13 protein-coding genes are annotated in these 16496 nt (G+C 60.2%); 7 read left to right on the plus strand and 6 right to left on the minus strand.

The genetic code is table 11. The features are described 5' to 3' along the window. Window positions 1-9: 9 nt before the first annotated feature. The gene (gene sfsA / locus NW830_RS01740; RefSeq protein WP_414360039.1) at window positions 10-711 is read right to left on the minus strand and encodes a DNA/RNA nuclease SfsA; all 702 of its coding nucleotides are present in this window, start codon (window positions 709-711) and stop codon (window positions 10-12) included. Between the two features lie 189 nt (window positions 712-900). Between sfsA and NW830_RS01745 the strand changes: the two genes are divergently transcribed. Further along, window positions 901-1497, plus strand: a complete 597-nt coding sequence (locus NW830_RS01745) for an NYN domain-containing protein (RefSeq protein WP_414359506.1) — start codon at window positions 901-903, stop codon at window positions 1495-1497. 130 nt (window positions 1498-1627) lie between these two features. Here the strand turns inward: NW830_RS01745 and cbiE are convergent, their stop codons facing one another. Together cbiE and NW830_RS01755 are read right to left on the minus strand one after the other, a co-directional pair. After that, window positions 1628-2866 (minus strand): precorrin-6y C5,15-methyltransferase (decarboxylating) subunit CbiE, encoded by a 1239-nt coding sequence (cbiE, locus tag NW830_RS01750; protein ID WP_414359504.1) that lies wholly within the window; start codon window positions 2864-2866, stop codon window positions 1628-1630. A gap of 47 nt (window positions 2867-2913) precedes the next feature. Then, window positions 2914-3546 (minus strand): cobalt-precorrin-8X methylmutase, encoded by a 633-nt coding sequence (locus tag NW830_RS01755; RefSeq protein ID WP_414359503.1) that lies wholly within the window; start codon window positions 3544-3546, stop codon window positions 2914-2916. Between the two features lie 91 nt (window positions 3547-3637). Here NW830_RS01755 and NW830_RS01760 point away from each other — a divergent pair, with 91 nt between their 5' ends. Then, complete coding sequence (locus tag NW830_RS01760; protein ID WP_414359501.1) at window positions 3638-4642, plus strand: alpha/beta fold hydrolase; 1005 nt, start codon at window positions 3638-3640, stop codon at window positions 4640-4642. Between the two features lie 96 nt (window positions 4643-4738). Beyond that, on the plus strand, window positions 4739-5317 hold the full coding sequence (ribH, locus tag NW830_RS01765; protein ID WP_414359499.1) for a 6,7-dimethyl-8-ribityllumazine synthase: 579 nt from the start codon (window positions 4739-4741) through the stop codon (window positions 5315-5317). Here the strand turns inward: ribH and htpG are convergent. Both htpG and NW830_RS01775 read right to left on the minus strand, forming a co-directional pair. Further along, entirely contained in the window at window positions 5314-7170 is a 1857-nt protein-coding gene (gene htpG, locus NW830_RS01770; protein ID WP_414359498.1) for a molecular chaperone HtpG, read from the minus strand. The genes ribH and htpG overlap by 4 nt on opposite strands. Before the next feature lie 232 nt (window positions 7171-7402). Then, window positions 7403-8761 carry an LCP family protein gene (locus NW830_RS01775; protein WP_414359496.1) on the minus strand — a complete coding sequence of 453 codons (1359 nt, stop codon included), beginning with the start codon at window positions 8759-8761 and terminating at the stop codon, window positions 7403-7405. Between the two features lie 51 nt (window positions 8762-8812). On the opposite strand from NW830_RS01775, the gene NW830_RS01780 reads away from it, so the two are divergent. From NW830_RS01780 to NW830_RS01795, 4 genes are all read left to right on the plus strand, one after another. Continuing rightward, the gene (locus NW830_RS01780) at window positions 8813-9646 is read left to right on the plus strand and encodes a 4'-phosphopantetheinyl transferase family protein (RefSeq protein ID WP_414359495.1); all 834 of its coding nucleotides are present in this window, start codon (window positions 8813-8815) and stop codon (window positions 9644-9646) included. Between the two features lie 42 nt (window positions 9647-9688). After that, a complete protein-coding gene (locus tag NW830_RS01785; RefSeq protein ID WP_414359493.1) occupies window positions 9689-10138 on the plus strand; it encodes a plastocyanin/azurin family copper-binding protein in 450 nt (149 codons plus the stop codon). Between the two features lie 69 nt (window positions 10139-10207). Next, entirely contained in the window at window positions 10208-12643 is a 2436-nt protein-coding gene (locus NW830_RS01790) for an HD family phosphohydrolase (RefSeq protein WP_414404534.1), read from the plus strand. A 183-nt stretch (window positions 12644-12826) separates the two neighbouring features. Beyond that, window positions 12827-14020, plus strand: coding sequence for a glycosyltransferase (locus NW830_RS01795; RefSeq protein WP_414404535.1), 1194 nt, complete (start codon window positions 12827-12829; stop codon window positions 14018-14020). Window positions 14021-14033: 13 nt separating this feature from the next. On the opposite strand, the gene NW830_RS01800 is transcribed toward NW830_RS01795, so the two are convergent. Further along, window positions 14034-15887, minus strand: coding sequence for a peptidoglycan D,D-transpeptidase FtsI family protein (locus NW830_RS01800; protein WP_414359489.1), 1854 nt, complete (start codon window positions 15885-15887; stop codon window positions 14034-14036). Between the last annotated feature and the right edge of the window lie 609 nt (window positions 15888-16496).

Consider the following 16496-nt stretch of genomic DNA (forward strand, 5'->3'; position numbering starts at 1 on the left):
AAGGTTCTCTTAGACCACAAGTTGAGCTAGGCCCAAGGGGCGGATCCCTTGCGGCGAAACCTCGACCCGGTAGGGCAGCACCTCAACCCCCGTTTGCAGGGCCTGGTAAAACAGACGGGCATAGCGGGGATCCCGTTCTGCCCCGGGGGCAAACTCGGTGCAATCGGCGCGGTTAATCCAATACAGCAGCAGAGCCCGCTGCCCTTGCCGGCGGATCTGGATCAAATCTTCCAGGTGTTTTTGGCCGCGAGTTGTCACTGTATCCGGGAAGAGGGCGCGGGATCCCACCGCCCAGGTGGTGTTTTTAACCTCTAGGTAGGCCAAGCCAGAGTCTCCCCTGAGCAAGAAGTCGATTTTGCTTCTGCCGCAGGTGACTTCCCGTTGCCAATGGGAAAATCCCGCCAATTGGGGAAACCAGCCGCGTTCCAGCCCCCATTCCACCAGGCGATTGGGGAGGCCAGTGTTGATCCCTACCCACACCTCCCCTACTTGGATCATCTCCCAGGTGTAGGCCAGCTTGCGCTGGGGATGGGGGTGGTAGGAGAGGTACACAGCTGCCCCCACCTGGCAGACTCCCGTCATCGGGCCAGTGTTGGGGCAGTGGGCAGTTACCTGTTGCCCGTCCTCTAGTTCCACCTCCGCAAAGAAGCGTTTGTAGCGGCTGCGCAACACCCCTTTGTGGAGGGGAGTGGGGAAGCGATAAGAGAGCAGACCTCCCTGCCCAGGCTCGGCTAAGTATTTTTCTTTAGGATTTTGGAAGTCTTCCAGGGGGAGGTGATCTTCTACGCTAGGGTAATGGCGTAAGCTAGGGCCCTGCTGTGCCAATGCCTTGCCCTCCTGACCCTTGGCAATATTCTACTTTCTCTACCCCTTTGCCAAAACTTGGAGAAGAAAACTCGAATGTTGCGTCTTGATCCTGAGCCTGGCTTTCAACTTCCGGAGCCTTTCCAGGACAACCGCGGGCGCGTAGCCATCTTCATTGACGGGGCCAACCTCTTCTATGCTGCCCTGCAGATGGGCATTGAGATTGACTACACCCGCCTCCTGAAGACGCTCACCGGTCGTTCTCCCCTTTTGCGCTCCTTCTTCTACACCGGCGTTGATCGCAACAACGAAAAGCAGCAGGGGTTTTTGCTCTGGATGCGCCGCAATGGCTACCGGGTGGTTACCAAAGAGCTAACCCAGCTCCCGGATGGATCCAAGCGGGCCAACCTAGATGTGGAGATTGCCGTGGACATGTTGTCGCTGGTGCGCTGGTATGAGACAGCGGTGCTGGTGAGCGGCGACGGCGACTTGGCCTATGCCGTCAATGCCGTTAGCTATCAGGGAGCACGGGTGGAGGTGGTTAGCCTGCGCTCCATGACCAGTGATCAACTCATCAACTTGGCGGATCGCTACATCGACCTAGAATCCATCAAGGACTACATTAAGAAGACCAACCGACCTTCCTACCTCTACCGAGGAGGGCTCAGCAACGACGAAGAGGACGAGGGGTAGTTTGCCGCCAGCCCCCTGGCCCGGGGGAAAGCGTTACGGCGATGGCCAAGAAAAGGGGATTCAAGTCCCGTCCCTCCGGCGGCGCTGTTGGCTTGCGTGGGCTGGAGCAAGCCGGTAGGGGGGGAGGAGGTCAAGAACTGGCCGGGATCCCTTGCAACAGGTAAACGGGGTTGAGGGGGGCAAAACGAGTGCCCTCCGCCAGGGCTGTTGAGCGGGAGATCTGGACATGCTCCAGCCGCACCTGCCAGCCCCGTGAGCGCAGCCACTGTAGAGCTTCGCTGCAGGTTTCCAGGGTGGCGAAGTTGGCCACCAGGATTCCTTCAGGCCGCAAGCGGGCCGCCACTACGGGCAGGAGCTGGGGGATCCCTTTGCCACCTCCCCCCAGCAACACCCGATCCGGATCCGGCAGGTCAGCCAGCGCCTGGGGCGCTGCCCCCGGGATCACGTGCAGGTTCTCCAGGCCGAAGCGTTGGCGGTTGCGCTGGATAAGACAAATGCCTGTGGCATTGCGCTCAATGGCATAGACCTGGAGCTGGGGCGAGAGGCGGGCAATCTCTACAGCCACCGAGCCGGTGCCGGCCCCGATGTCCCAAACTACTCCCTGCCGTGGCAGCTGCAGCGCCCCCAGGGTGAGGAGGCGGATGGGCTGTTTGGTGATTAGGCCGGGCTGGTCGGGAAAGGTGTGGAACTGATCGTCGGGGATCCCGACTAGGGGCCAGCGACGGGGATCCGGTTCCGACTCAACGCGCTGCAACACTACCAGGTTGGGGCTGGGGAAGGTGGAGGCTTTCCCTGCAAGGAGGGGCACAATCTGCTCCTGGGGGGATCCCAGTTGGCTGCACACCCAGGCCTGGTAGCGCACTGGCAGCTGCAGGTCGGCAATGAACTGGGCTAGGCCGGCTGGCGTGTGCTTGGGATCGGTAAGCACCACAATCACAGGGGATCCCTGTTTGAGAACGGGTTCCAACAGCTCCATTCCCCGTCCGTGCAGGCTGAGGATGGTGGCCTCCTGCCAGGGGATCTGCAGGCGGTTGAGGGCCAACTGCACTGAGCTCACCTGCGGGTAGAACGCCAACTGCTCCCGTGGGAAATACTGGGTCAGCAGGCGCCCAATTCCAAAAAACAGGGGATCCCCGCTGGCCAACAAAACCACCGATCCCTGCGCTAGTTCCTTCTGCAGAAGCGGGATCCAACTTTCCACCGGTCCAGTAAGCCAGACCTTGCGAGCGGGATGGTCGGCAAAGAGCTGCAGCAGGCTAGGGGGCCCGGCCAGGGTTTGGGCTTGGGAGAGAGGCCGGATCCCCCAGGAAGCCACGGAGCCGTCCCCCGCTACGCCTACCACTGCCAGCTGAGGTGGCCGGTCAGCCATTGGGCGTTCGATAGGTGGATTGGGGGAGTGCAGACGTAGCTCCAATTCTAGTGGGTTGAGGAGGGGAGGCGGCGGGCGGCTAGCAGTAGAGCATTGACAATGGCGGCAGCCACCGGGGATCCACCCTTGCGGCCCTCCACCCGAATCTGGGGGACATCCGTTTGGGCCAAGGCTTGCTTTGCCTCCTCCACGGCCACAAAGCCTACCGGCACCCCAATCACGAGGCTGGGCCGGAGCCGCTGCGCGCGAATCTCCTCCACCAGCGCCAACAAGGCGGTGGGGGCATTGCCAACAACAAAGATGGCCTCCGGGTAGCGGCGGGCCACCTTAATCATCCCCTGAGCAGCGCGGGTTTGCCCAACTGCAAGGGGCTCTTCCACCCAGTCTAAGGCGCAGTGGAGCGGGATCCCCTGAGCCTCAAGGCCCGCTTGGATCCCGGCGGCCACCATCCTGACATCCACCACCACCGGCTGTTTTTGCCGCAGGGCCGCCAGCCCCGCCTCAACTGCCGTGGGGCTGAACACAAAGCGATCCCGCAGCTCGAAGTCAGCGGTGGCGTGGATGGCGCGGCGCACAATCTCATAGGGGATCCCCTGCCAGGGGTGGGGACCGATCTCTTGGTCGATCTGGCGAAAGCTGGCCGCCGTAATGGGGTCTATCCAGTCTGTCTCCTCGCTCATCTCAAGGCACCCCGACGCAGTCGCTATGATGGGTCTATCCACTCTAGCAGTGGGGCTTTTGTTGTTAACTTGCTCCTCCCCTAGACTTGAAATGCCCTCTCCCCCCCAAGCAGCTGACACCAGGGATCCCCTCTCGGGCTTGCCTCGCTATGGCCATTCCCAAACTTGGGTCTGGCGGGGCTGGCCCATTCACTTCACCTACACTCCTAGTCGCGCTCACACCCCCACTGGCCAGGTAAACTTGGTGGCGGCGCCGGCCCTTCTAATCCATGGCTTTGGAGCTTCGGTAGGCCACTGGCGCCACAATATCATCCCCCTGGGAGCGCAGCGCTCTGTCTACGCCCTCGACTTGCTGGGATTTGGGAAAAGCGCCAAGCCGGAGATCGCCTACAGCGTTGACCTGTGGGTGGAGCAGGTGTACGAGTTTTGGCACGTCCACATCCAGCAGCCCCTGATCCTGGTTGGCCACTCCCTGGGCGGGCTGGTGGGGGTGATTGCCGCTAGCCGCTATCCCCAGATGGTGAAGGGCCTGTGCCTGATTAGCTGCGCCGATGGGCCCCACCCCGAAGAGTTGCCCCCTCCCTGGGATGTCCTGGTGCGAGCCCTCTGCGAAGGGATCCTTGCCTTGCTGGGGTGCCCGCTCACCTATCCCCACCTCTTTCATTGGCTGCGGCAAACTGAGGTACTGCGGGCCTGGATCAAAAACGTCTACAAGCGGGATGAGCAGGTGGACGACGAGCTGGTGCAGATCTTCCAAGCGCCAGCTTTTGACCTGGGGGCAGCCCATGTGTTCTTGGACAGCCTCAGGGCCATCCTCTGCCGCCGCTTCGACAGCCCCAGGCGCCTCCTGCCCGCCCTCAAAATGCCCATTCTCCTCCTCTGGGGTCAAGAGGATCCGGCGGTGCCCAGTTTTTTGGCGGATCAGTTCAAGCGCTGGCAGCCGGCTCTTACTTTGGTGAAGCTGCCAGGGGTAGGCCACTGTGCCCACGACGAGCTGCCCCACTGGGTCAATGCCCTCCTCAGTGAGTGGGCGGCCAGCCTGGAGACCCCTACTAGCCTGCCACGCCGTCTGTCTAGGGATCCCTTCTTGGCCTAGCTAGCCGATTGGGCCAGGAGCAGCGGGAGTATGCCAGGATAAAAAGTGCCGCTTTGCGGCCTAGGGGAGGCCGCTTTCTTTTCCCGGAGCAGCAAGATGGCAGTTTACGAAGGGAATTTTGTTCAGACAGGCGATCTGCGTCTAGCCATTGTTATTAGCCGGTTTAACGATTTAATTGTGGGCAAGTTGTTGGAGGGGTGTCAGGATGCCCTGAAGCGGCATGGCCTAGATGTCAGCCCCGAGAGCCGCCAGGTGGACTACTACTGGGTGCCTGGCAGCTTTGAGGTGCCGCTGGTAGCCCACCAACTGGCCCAGTCCCGCCGCTACGATGCCATCATTTGCCTGGGGGCGGTGATCCGGGGGCAGACCCCCCACTTTGACTATGTGGCGGCAGAGGTGGCCAAGGGGATCGCGGCAGCAGGCTTCCGTACTGGGGTGCCGGTCATTTTCGGTATCCTCACGGCCGACACCCTGCAGCAGGCGCTAGAGCGGGCTGGGATCAAAAACAACAAGGGCTGGGAGTACGCCATGAGTGCCCTAGAGATGGCTACCCTTATGCGGCAGGTGGCTCCCCTTCTCCAAGAGAGCAGAAACGGCGCCAGCTCTCGCCCTCCCTTGCCTGGGCCAGCAGAAGCTCTGCAGACGGGAGCCGGCTGGGAGAGTGCTGCCTACTAACGGCGGGTAAGCCGCGTCAGCACCTCGTTGGAGCGCTGCACAAAGGCCCGCGCCGCTGCTGGGTCGAAGCTCTTCTGGGTAATCAGCGCTAGGTCATAGATGTGGTTGCAGATAAGGTTGACCAGCTCTGGATCCCGCCCCTCCTCGGCCAAAGCTTGCAGGTTTTGGATCAGGGGGTGGGCGGTGTTGAGAACTAGGGTGTGTTCTTCCAAAAACTCCATTGGCTTCTGTTGCAAGATAGCGTTCAGCTCTTGCAGCCGCCGCAGGGTTTCCGGCAGTAGGATCATGGCCGGAACCGACTCTGACTTAAGGGCCTCGGCCCTGATTTGCAGCTTTTCTTTCCCCAGCGCCTGACGGAAAAGATCCACCAGCTTTTCGCTGCGGGTTTTCTGAGTTGTGGGGTCAACAATCTCAGCAGCCTTGTCTTTACTGATCAGGGCTTCATCCAACTCCGAGTCCACCCGCTTAAATTGGATCCCTTCTTCCCGATACTCCCGCTCCAGGAAGCTGCTGAAATGGCTGTCGATCCAGCTATCTAGCATGATGACTTCTAGGCCCTGGGAGCGGTGCAGGTCGATGTAGGCGCTCTGAGCTGCCTCGTCGGTGGCGTAGTAAACCCGCTTGTTCTGTTTCTCCCGCGTGCGCTCCAGGTATTCTTTGAGAGTCACGTACTCCGGTTTATCAGCAGGGGATCCGGCCACTCGGAAGATGAGAATGTCTTTGATCTGGGCAAAGAACTTGTCATTGTTCATGGCCCCAAATTTCATAAAGAGGCTGATATCTGGCCAGACCCTGACGTACTTTTCGTAGTCTTCTCTGTAGAGCTCGTTGAGGCGATCTGCCACCTTTTTGGCGATGTGATCCCCAATGCGCCTAACGGTGCGGTCGTTTTGTAAGAAACTACGGGAGACGTTGAGGGGGATATCGGGGCTGTCGATGGCGCCGCGCAAGGGCAGGAGAAACTTAGGGATAACCTCCTCACAGTTATCCTGGACAAAAACTTGGTTGCAGAAAAGTTTAACTTGACCCTTAGTGGGATCAATATCCGGGCGCAACTTGGGGAAGTAAAGGATCCCTTGCACAATGAAAGGATAGTCTGTGTTGATGTGGACCCAGAAGTGAGGATCCTCCTGGAAGGGATACAGATAGCGGTAAAACTCTAGGTAGTCTTCGTCTTTAAGTTCTGAAGGAGGAATTTTCCAGAGAGGCTTTTGCCGGTTGATAACCTCTCCGTTGAGCTTGATGGGAACAGGAATAAAGTCGCAGTACTTGCGCACCAGTTCGCGGATGCGGCCTGGGTCCAAATATTCCTCACTATCGGGGGTTAGGTAGAGGGTAACAGTGGTGCCGATGGCAGAGCGTTGGGAAGATGAGAGGGTAAAATTGGGGCTGCCGTCACAGGACCATTTCACAGGGGTGCTGCCAGGCCGGTAGGAAAGGGTGTCGATCTCCACCCGCTGCGCCACCATAAAGGAAGAATAAAAACCCAGCCCAAAGTGACCAATGATGACCTGGTCCGCCCCCTTGTCCTTGTACTTTTGAATAAACTCTTCAGCGCTGGAGAAGGCCACTTGGTTGATGTATTTTTTCACCTCTTCGGCGGTCATGCCGATGCCAGTGTCGCTTACGGAGAGGGTCTTGGCCTCTTTGTGGAGCGAGATGACAATCTCTGGCTCTGGGGGATCCGTCACTTCGCCAGCCAGCTTGGCCATTTTCAGCTTGGCAATGGCATCAGCAGCGTTGGAGATCAGCTCCCGCAAAAAGATCTCGCGATCCGAATAGAGAAACTGCTTGATGATGGGAAAAATGTTCTCCGTGTGGACCGTGATAGCTCCCTGTTCCAGGACGGTCATAGGCAGGTTGCCACTTGAACCAACTTAGAACCAGCTTAGTTCCAATCTACCAAGAAAACTAAGCCTCAAGCCTCACCCTCCTGGTATACGCGGTTTGCCTTCCTAGGGCCTAGTAGGACAGCTTTGGACGCTGCTGTTTTAAACCCAGCACGCTAGCAACTGTTTTTGTGTCCCTAGCGCCAGGAGGAAAACTGGGATCCCCCTCGACAATTGGCACCCAGATCAACTGGCCCTAGAGCTGAGCTCCTCTATGCTGGCTCTGGCCCTGGTTTATCTCGAGGGCAAGCTGCTCTGCCCAATCTTGACCCAGACGAATGGTGATGTCGGAGTTGAGAACTCCCGTGGACTCCACCCGCAGCTCTCCTAGCCCAATGGCAGCGCGAACCTGCATAGCTCCCTCCCGATCCCCACTTTGGGCGAGGATCTCCGTGTGCGGCAACACCTGGGGGCTGTCTTCGACGGCAAAAGCTTGGGTGTAGCCCTGTCTAATCAGTTCTTGCACCATGCGGCGGGCCATCCCCGGCTTGCCGGTAGCGTTTTGCACAGCTATGCGCAGGTGTTGCGGCGGGATGGGGGCCACTTCTGCCTCCAGGCCAAAATGGGTGGCGGCCACACGGCGGATCCCGGCTAGATCCGGCAGCCAGTAGCTGGTGGCAAATTCTCCTGGTTGGCTGAAGCGGCCCGGCAACAGGAGGAAATCAATGCGATCCCCGCCGTAGGTGAGAAGGAACTTGGCCAAGCTCAAGACTTCTTCCCAAGTAAGGTTGGTATCCAGGTGGGTACGGACAACCTGCAAAACCTGCGGGATGCGCGGCCAGACGGCAGGGGAAAGCAGTTCCCGGCTGAGGGCCCGCAGCAGCTCCTGTTGCCGTTGCACCCGGCCGATATCTCCCAACCCCAGGTGGTCGCGGCGAAAGCGGGCAAAGTGTTGGGCCTGTTTCCCGTTGAGGCGGTGCCAGCCGGGTTCTAGGTTAATAAACAACTGCTGCGTGCGATCCACGTACTGCATGGGCTCCGGTACGTAGACCTCCACGCCACCCACTGCGTCGATTATGGCTTCCAGGGCCTCAGTATTGAGGCGGACGTAGCGGTCAATCGGGATCCCGCCCAGCAACTGGCTCACCACCTGAGCGGTTAGGGCAGGGCCTCCCACCAGGTTGGCGGCGTTGATCTTGGCCACGCCGAAGCCGGGCAAGCGCACGCGGGTGTCGCGAGGGATCGACAACACGGTAATCCGCCGCTCCTGGGGATCAAAGCGAGCAAGAAGGATGGTGTCGGAGCGGCTGTTAAAGCGTGCCACCCCCGATCCCGAGAGGGTGGGATCTGGCTTGTCGGTGCCAAGGATGAGAATGTGCAGGGACTGATCCAGGGCAGCAGCCCGCAGGGCATCCGGTCGGAAGACTGCCTGGTCCTCAGCACTTAGAGAAGGGGGGAGAACCGGACGGGGCAGCATGGCCGCCAGGAAAGCCCCTGCACAGCCGGACACCACAGCCGTAACGACCAGCAACGGCCAGAGGATCCCTTGGCGAGTAGCCTGTTGAGGAGCGCTGCGGATACGGTCGGGGCGGGGTGGGTAGTGAAAGGAATACATCAAGTCAACCCTGGCCTTGCGAGCACGTCCAGGAAGAGAGCTACTGTCTAGGTGGTGTTCCAACCACGCCAGCCCAAGGCCATGTTACCCTATTTGCAACCTCCAGAACTGTCTGGGCCTCTGGAGCTTGGGAGGGTAAGACTGCGGCAACGGCTGCTGGAGCTAGAAAAGCCAGCGATCTACCTGTGGCTAGAGGAGGTGCCCCCCTTGGAGGCGTTGCTCCCTCAGCTTGACTTGCTTTCCCTCGAGGAACGGCAGCGGGCAGAGCAACTGCACCTGTTGGAGGATCGGCGCCGTTTCCTGGCTGGTCGTCTGTTGCTGCGAACCTTGCTCAGCCGCTACACTGGCATTCCGCCCCAGGACATCTCCCTTGACCGCACGGCTAGCGGTAAGCCCTATTGGCGGGATCCACCCCTACCGCTGCAGTTCAACCTCAGCCACTCCCAGCAGGGGATCCTGGTGGGCTTGACGCTGCAGCGTCGAATTGGTGTGGACTTGGAGCAGATCCGACCCGTGCCTTATTGGCAACGCATTGCCCAGCGCTATTTTTCCGCCGCTGAGCAAGCCCACCTCCTCGCCTGCCCACCGCCAGAGCGGGACGCAGTTTTTTTGCAGATGTGGACCCAAAAAGAGGCTCTCCTGAAAGCCATGGGCGTGGGTCTGGCTGGTGCCAGAAGGCTGGCCAGGGATCCCGATCCCGCCTGGCTAGTCTTGCCTCTCCGGGTTGCCGAGGGCTACGTTGCGGCTGTAGCCATGGAACAAGGCAAGGGAAGCGCTGCAGCGGCACCCCCCACTCTGTGGCTTAGTCAAGGGCTGCAGGGCGCAAGCCAGGAGCTGGTGGCAGTCCAGCCCGCTGCCAGGGCAGGTCTCCCGTCTTTCTCTTGAGCTGCTATCTTGGGGTTTCCAGGGTGTTGGTTAGTAGTGGTTATGCTGCGTGGGCTGCGCTATCTCCTAATCCTGAGCTGCTGTCTGTGGATGTTGAGTGGCGGCCTCCTTTGGCCGGCCTGGGGGCGGGATCTGTCACGGCAAACGCCGCAGGACAAAACGGTTGAGCTGGGCACGGCCGACAACCAGTTGGTGTTTGTGCCTAAGGAGCTTTTTTTTCGCAACGGCAACCTCTACCGGTTGCGTTTGAGCAATCCCAGCCAATTGAAGCACTACTTCAGCGCCAAAGACTTTGCGGATGCTGTTTGGACGCGCAAATTGGAGGTGGCTGGGGTAGAAATTAAAGGACAGATCCGAGAAATTGAGCTCAAGCCAGGCGCGGCAGTGGAGTGGCAGTTTATCCCCCTCAAATCTGGGGTTTACTCCCTGGTTTGTACGATCCCTGGCCACGCTGAAGCAGGCATGATTGGCCAGATTACCATTGGTGACTAGGCGGTTCCCGGGGCTGGCCGGTTAAAGAAGAGGCTGCCAGGCAAATTGACGAACAATCCCTTACCACCTATGGCGCAACGCTGGACGGGACAACCGCAGGCGCCGTCTGCTCGCAAAGCCCGGCCCTCCCTTTCTGAGCAACTCCTTGGCCACCTGCTGGCGCTGCTCTCCCTCACTGCTGTCCACGGGATCCGCTACTACAACGAGCCACAACTGACCGTCGGCAGTCGCTCGCCGCAGACGTTTATCGCCCCTGCGGCGGCAAAGATTGAGGATGTGGAGGCCACCCAGGCGCGGCAGGCCGAGGCGCGACGGCGGGTGGTACAGGCCCTCAAGATTAACCCTGCTGCCAACGAGAGCATGCGGCAAAACCTAGAGGCCCTCCTGGCTGCAGTGGAAGCCATTCGGCAAGAGGCTGGCCCCTTGCCCTACGTTTCCGTTCAGTTGCTCTCCCTGCCTACCCAGATCTATCTGCGCCAGCTGCCCTCGGAAGAATGGGAGGCCCTGCAAGCGGCAGTGCGGCAAACGGCCATCCGCACTCCCTCGACTGCTCCGCCTTTGCCGGCAAAACCCTCCGAGCGGCCAGAGCAGCTTCCCCCTGATCAGCGGGCCCGGCAAGAGCTCATTGAAGTTTGGCAGCGAGCCTGGCTGGACAGGCCGGCTCCAGAGGTGATGGATCCCTACACCCAACTGATTGCCCAGGTGGAGGCGGCCCAGCAGCGCTATCGGGCAGCCCTGCCGGCTCTGGAACAGCTCACCCCCCCTGTTCCTGCCCCAGTTCTCAACTTAACAGAGGCTGAGTGGCAGCAGCTCCAGAGTTTGAGTCGGCGGGTTTTGGAGCGGGTGCAGAAGCTCGGCATTGTGGATGGGCTGCCGCGCGAAGTGCGGGCTGAAGGGATCCAAGCCCAACTGGATGAGCTGACCTTTCCCGGCAGCGCTGCCCAGCGGCAGGAGCTACAGGGGCTGGTCTATCAGTGGCTGCAACAGGTGCTCATTCCCAACCTGGAGGTAGATCCCCAGCGCACCGAGCAGCGGATTCGTGCCGAGCTGGAAAAAGTCGAGCCCGTCCTGATCTCGGTTGCGGAAAACCAGGTTATCGTGCGGGCAGGCGAGCCCATTACTCCTAAGGCGTTTCTGATCCTGGACCACTTTGGCTTTACCCAGCGCCGGATGAACGGCTGGGGCCTCGTGGGAGTAGCTGGCCTCATGGGTCTAGGCTTGGCTGTCTTTGTGCCGCTGCAGCGACGCCTGAAGCCGGGATTGCGCCGCCGCGATCGCCTGTTGATTCTGCTGCTTTCCTTAACAGCGCCCCTCTCGGCGGCTTTGTCCCAGCTGGAGTTCAACTCTCTACCAGCGGTGGGATTGTTGCTGGGCAGCTTCTATGGGGCGGGGCTGGGCTTGGTGGTGGTGGTAGGCCAGGCGTTGTTTCTACCTCTAGTTTCTGAGGCCACCTTGCTTGGCTTCCTGCCCTTGCTTTCTGCCAGTGGAGTGGCCTGTGCCCTGGCTGGGCGGGCCCGTTCCCGGGAAGAGCTGGCCTTGTTGGGGGGAGGGGCGGCGGCACTGCAGATGCTAACCTATGGAGCCCTCAGCTTGGCTACCCGTGGCAGCCTTGACCTATTGGCCATGGCTTTGGGAGGGGGGATCACGCTGGGGTGGAGCATTGTGGCCCTGGGAGCCAGCCCCTACCTGGAGCGCCTGTTCGATCTGGCCACCCCCATTCGTCTCATCGAGCTAAGCAACCCCAACCGCCCCCTGCTGCGGCGGCTGGCGGCAGAGGCCCCTGGCACGTTCCAGCACACCCTGTTTGTAGCCACCTTGGCGGAACGGGCGGCCCAGAAGCTCAATCTCAACGTGGAGCTGGTGCGCACAGGCACCCTCTACCACGACATTGGCAAAATGCTGCAGGCCCGCTACTTCATCGAAAACCAGATGGGCGGCCTCAACCCCCACACGCAACTGGACGATCCCTACCGCAGCGCTCAAATTATCAAGGCCCATGTCAGCGATGGGCTGCGGCTGGCCAAGCAGTACAAGTTGCCCACCGCCGTCCAGGCTTTCATTCCTGAACACCAGGGAACGATCTTGATTGCCTATTTCTACCATCAGGCTCAGTTGAAAGCGGGAGGCCAGCCGGTTCCTGAGCAGCCTTTCCGCTACGATGGCCCGATCCCCCAAAGCAAGGAGACAGGGGTGGTGATGCTGGCCGATGCCTGTGAGGCGGCGCTGCGCAGCATGACCCTGAGCGATGGCTTTGGCCCAGAGGTACTGGAGCGGGCCAAGGCTGTTATCCGCAAAATTGTCCAGGCCCGTTGGCAGGATGGCCAACTGGTCGACAGTGGCTTGACACTAGAGGATCTGGAGGTAGTGGCCGAGGCCTTTGTGGAAGTTTGGCGAGAGTCCAACCACGAGCGCATCCCCTACCCCAGTTCCCCACCGCTGCCGGAGCCCAACTCTGCCCAGGTCGAGGTGCCCCTATTGATCACCCCTTCGCCGGGATCCTCCTAGAGGCGCTGGGTAGGTGGAGAGCCGTCTAGCTCTAGGGGTTATCCCTCGGTACGATAGGGGATCGTTAGCGCGCCGGTGGCGCGGAGCAGTCTTGCCAAGCAAGGCAGCTGAGCATTTCTGCTGGATCCGCGCTCCAGCTCCTGCTTGGGATGCTTTTCGGTGTTTTTTGGGGTGGTCGGCTGAATGCCTCATGGAGCTCCTGCTTCGTCCAACCAGCTGCAAGTTTCGGCAGCCCCTATTCAGATCCCGCCTCTGTCTCAGCCCAGCCCTGTGCAACTTTCGCTGGTCATCCCCACCTACAACGAGGCCTCCAGCATAAGCAGCCTAATCCGGCAGGTGTGTACCCATCTGGACAAAATCCTGCCTGGGGCCTACGAGCTAATTGTGGTGGATGACAATAGCCCCGACTACACGGCCAAAGTGGCCCAAGAACTGCAAGAAGAATTCCCGCAACTGCAGGTTATCTGCCGCCACCAGGAACGGGGCCTGGCTACCGCCGTGTTACGGGGATGGCAAGTTGCCCGCGGCGAGGTACTAGGGGTGATGGATGGCGACTTGCAGCATCCGCCAGAGATCATCCTCAAGTTGTGGCCTCCTATTCAGCAAGGGGCAGACCTGGTGGTGGGCAGCCGCTACGTGGAGTCGGGAGGAGTGAGCCACTGGAATTTGGGCCGGCGCCTCGTCTCTCGGGGAGCTCAAGCCATCGGGCTGGTTTTGCTGCCGGGGATCTTCAGGCGGGTGTCGGATCCGCTCAGTGGCTTGTTTCTGGTCCGACGCCAGGCCATTGCCGGGATCCCCCTCAGTCCCAAGGGCTATAAGCTCTTGATCGAGGTGCTGGCGCGGGGCCGGGTGAAAACCATTGCTGAAGTCGGCTACGTCTTCCAGGAGCGCCAAAACGGCGAGAGCAAAATCCAGCTGCAAACTTGTCTTCAGTATCTCCACCATCTCATCCACCTGCGCTTCTCGCTGGGACAGGTGGGATCCTTTTTGCGCTTTAGCACGGTTGGCCTGTCTGGCACCTTTGTGGATATGACGTTGCTGTATTTGCTCCACGATCCCAGCAACTTAGGGTGGGATCTGGCTATCAGTAAATTCATTGCCTCTGAGGTGGCCATTCTCAACAACTTTCTCTGGAATGACCTGTGGACGTTTCGCCATGTCACCCAGCTACAGCCAGGCCTCTGGAATCGTCTGAAGCGATTGGTCAAGTTTAATGTTATTTGCTTAATTGGCCTGCTGCTTAACTCTTCGTTGTTGATCTTGCTGAGTGAGCACCTAGGCATTCACTACCTGCTGGCTAACTTAATGGCCATTGGCATTGTGGTCTTTTGGAACTTCTACCTTAACGCCAAGCTCAGCTGGCGAGCGCCAAGTTAGACAGTGGCGGTGGCTAGGGGGAATTGGGGCGGATCCCTTCCAGGGCAATGATCTCCTGGATTACCGAGCGAGCCACAGGAGCTGCCGTTGTCGAGCCAAAGGCATCCTCCCCCTTAGGCTCGTCGATCACCGCCAAAATCACATACTGCGGCCGAAGGGCTGGGAAGTAGGCCACAAAACTGGTGATGCGCTTGCCGGGCAAGTAGCCTCCCTGGGGCCCAACTTTCTGGGCAGTGCCCGTTTTACCGCCAATCTCATACCCCTCGATCTTGGCCAATTGCCCGGTGCCAAAGTCCACCACATCCCGCATCTGGATGCGCACTGCCAACGTGGCCTCCTCCGACAACACCCGCACGGGCGTCAGTTGGGGAGGGGCCCAAACCAGAGTGTCGGTATCCTTTTCCACCAAGCCGCGCACCACATGGGGCCGCACCTTTAATCCGCCGTTGGCGATGATGCAGTGCAAGGTAGCTAACTGCAGAGGAGTGAGGGCTATCCCCTGGCCAAAGGCGACGGTGGCCCGCTCCACCGGCACAGTTAGAAACTGCCGCAGGGGTTTCAGGCGACTGGGGGGCTCAAAGGGCAGATCCACACCGCTGCGCTCATTGAATCCTAGCCGTAGAAGGGCATGGTAGTACTGGCGGGGATCTAGCTTTTGCATCAGGTGCACCATGCCCACGTTGCTAGACAGGCGCAGAATCTCGGCAACACTTATCCAGCCATGGGCACCCCGCTGGCGGTAGTCGTGGTTTTGGATGGGCCAGCGGCCAATCCAGATCTGCCCCGCGTCGTAAACCCGTTCCTCAGCAGTGAAGGCTCCCGCATCCAGCCCAATAGCGATATTGATGGGCTTGAAGGTGGATCCCGGCTCGTACAGGTCTGTGACGGCCCAGTTGCGAAAAAGGGCGGGGTCGTACTCGAAGTAGCGGTTGGGATCGTAGGTAGGTTCACTCACCAGCGCCAGGATTTCCCCCGTCTGGGGTTGGAGGACAATCACTGTGCCCCGCAGGGCTCGAAACCGTTCCAGTTGCGTTTTCAGGGCAGCGCGGGCAGCCCGCTGCAGGCGCATGTCTAGGGTCAGTTGCAGCACCGTCTCGCCAGATTGCAGCAGCCCTTCCGGCACCTCAGCAGCCAACAACTGGCCGTAGCCATCTCGAGGAACGGTAACTGGCTGAACTCTCCGCTCCAGCAGTGCCTGTTGAGAATACTCCACTCCCGCCTGGCCCCGGTGGTCTAGATCTACATAGCCCACCACCTCAGCGGCCATCTCCTTTTGGGGATAGACCCGCTGCCGTTCGCTCACCAGCTCCAGACCGTCCAGATACAAAGCCTGAATTCGCTCCGCCACTTCTGGGGCCAGCCAGCGCTCCAGCCGTACCGAGTGAGTAGCCGACAACTGCTGAGTCAATTCCTCAACTGGCCGCCGCAGCAGAGGAGCTAGAGCAGTGGCAATCTCCTGGGGGGTGCGCTTGCCAAAAAGGCGAGGGTGGGCCCAAAGGGTGTAGACGGGCCGATCCACAGCCAAGAGCTCCGCCTGCTGGCGGGCAAGGGAGTGGCGATCCACAATCGAGCGGCGGGGGAGGAAGGGTCGGAGCTGAGCCCGCTGCTGGGCCTCGGCTCGCTGCTTTAGGGTTGGCCCCTGGTGGTGTTGCAAATAGGCCAAACGGGCCCCCACTCCCATCAGGGCGATGGCCAAAGCCAAGCCCACTACCGCAAGGCGGAAGTCCAGTTGTTGGCCTGTTGGGATCTGATCCCCCCAAAGCCGCGCCAGGCGAGCTCCCTCAGCCCGGTGGCGGCGCCAGCGGGCAAGTTGCCGGCTGTTCTGTAGAGGTTGCCGGCCCAAGCCGGCCCTCGACTTGTCCTCCACTGCTGCCTTTGGGTAGATACCACCGTTAGTTTGCCGCCCATCCTCTCTTCTGGCCAGCGTTTTAGCGAGGGGCGGCTACCCTTTAGAGCGGATGTTTGAAAGGGAGGTGGAAGGGAGCTGCTTCCCCCCTGAGCTCGATTAGCTTGCAGTTGCACTTCTTGCAAAGTTTGCCAACGATTTTGGCCAGCCGCGCTAGCCTTTTGCTGGTAGCAGCGGCAGCAAGGACGGCTGCAAGAGAGCTGTCTTTGTCGAAGACCTGCGCAATAAGGACCGACCTGCTAAGCCGCAGCAGGGGGCTAAGTTGTCCAAGCCTTGGCTCCTGCGGGGGGCTTCTAGGCCGCGTGGTTCAACTCTACGATGGCGCTAGCCTAGGCCTTTGCTCATCAAGCAAGTGGGCCTAAGAAACGCGAATCTGGGGCAACCTAGAGGAAAAGCCCCCACAGGGCGCCTGGGGGAAGCTGTGGCCCCAACTCCAAGGCCTACGGCCTACTGAGGCGAGGGGATATTTAAAGCTGCGCCGCACTCTCGGCGGCGGAGCTCCCCACAGCTATAGCCCCAGGCAGGAATGCCGAGGCTTGCGCTCTTTTCTGGTCAGCGGGCTGTAGGTCG

Origin of the sequence: Synechococcus sp. OH30, assembly GCF_047462175.1 — a bacterium.
Taxonomy (GTDB): Bacteria; Cyanobacteriota; Cyanobacteriia; order Thermostichales; family Thermostichaceae; genus Thermostichus.

Excerpts from the sequence above, each read along its gene's own strand:
- NW830_RS01745 (WP_414359506.1), top strand. The coding sequence starts at position 901 with ATGTTGCGTCTTGATCCTGAGCCTGGCTTTCAACTTCCGGAGCCTTTC.
- cbiE (WP_414359504.1), bottom strand. The coding sequence starts at position 2,866 with ATGGCTGACCGGCCACCTCAGCTGGCAGTGGTAGGCGTAGCGGGGGAC.
- NW830_RS01755 (WP_414359503.1), bottom strand. The coding sequence starts at position 3,546 with ATGAGCGAGGAGACAGACTGGATAGACCCCATTACGGCGGCCAGCTTT.
- NW830_RS01760 (WP_414359501.1), top strand. The coding sequence starts at position 3,638 with ATGCCCTCTCCCCCCCAAGCAGCTGACACCAGGGATCCCCTCTCGGGC.
- ribH (WP_414359499.1), top strand. The coding sequence starts at position 4,739 with ATGGCAGTTTACGAAGGGAATTTTGTTCAGACAGGCGATCTGCGTCTA.
- htpG (WP_414359498.1), bottom strand. The coding sequence starts at position 7,170 with ATGACCGTCCTGGAACAGGGAGCTATCACGGTCCACACGGAGAACATT.
- NW830_RS01775 (WP_414359496.1), bottom strand. The coding sequence starts at position 8,761 with ATGTATTCCTTTCACTACCCACCCCGCCCCGACCGTATCCGCAGCGCT.
- NW830_RS01785 (WP_414359493.1), top strand. The coding sequence starts at position 9,689 with ATGCTGCGTGGGCTGCGCTATCTCCTAATCCTGAGCTGCTGTCTGTGG.
- NW830_RS01790 (WP_414404534.1), top strand. The coding sequence starts at position 10,208 with ATGGCGCAACGCTGGACGGGACAACCGCAGGCGCCGTCTGCTCGCAAA.
- NW830_RS01795 (WP_414404535.1), top strand. The coding sequence starts at position 12,827 with ATGCCTCATGGAGCTCCTGCTTCGTCCAACCAGCTGCAAGTTTCGGCA.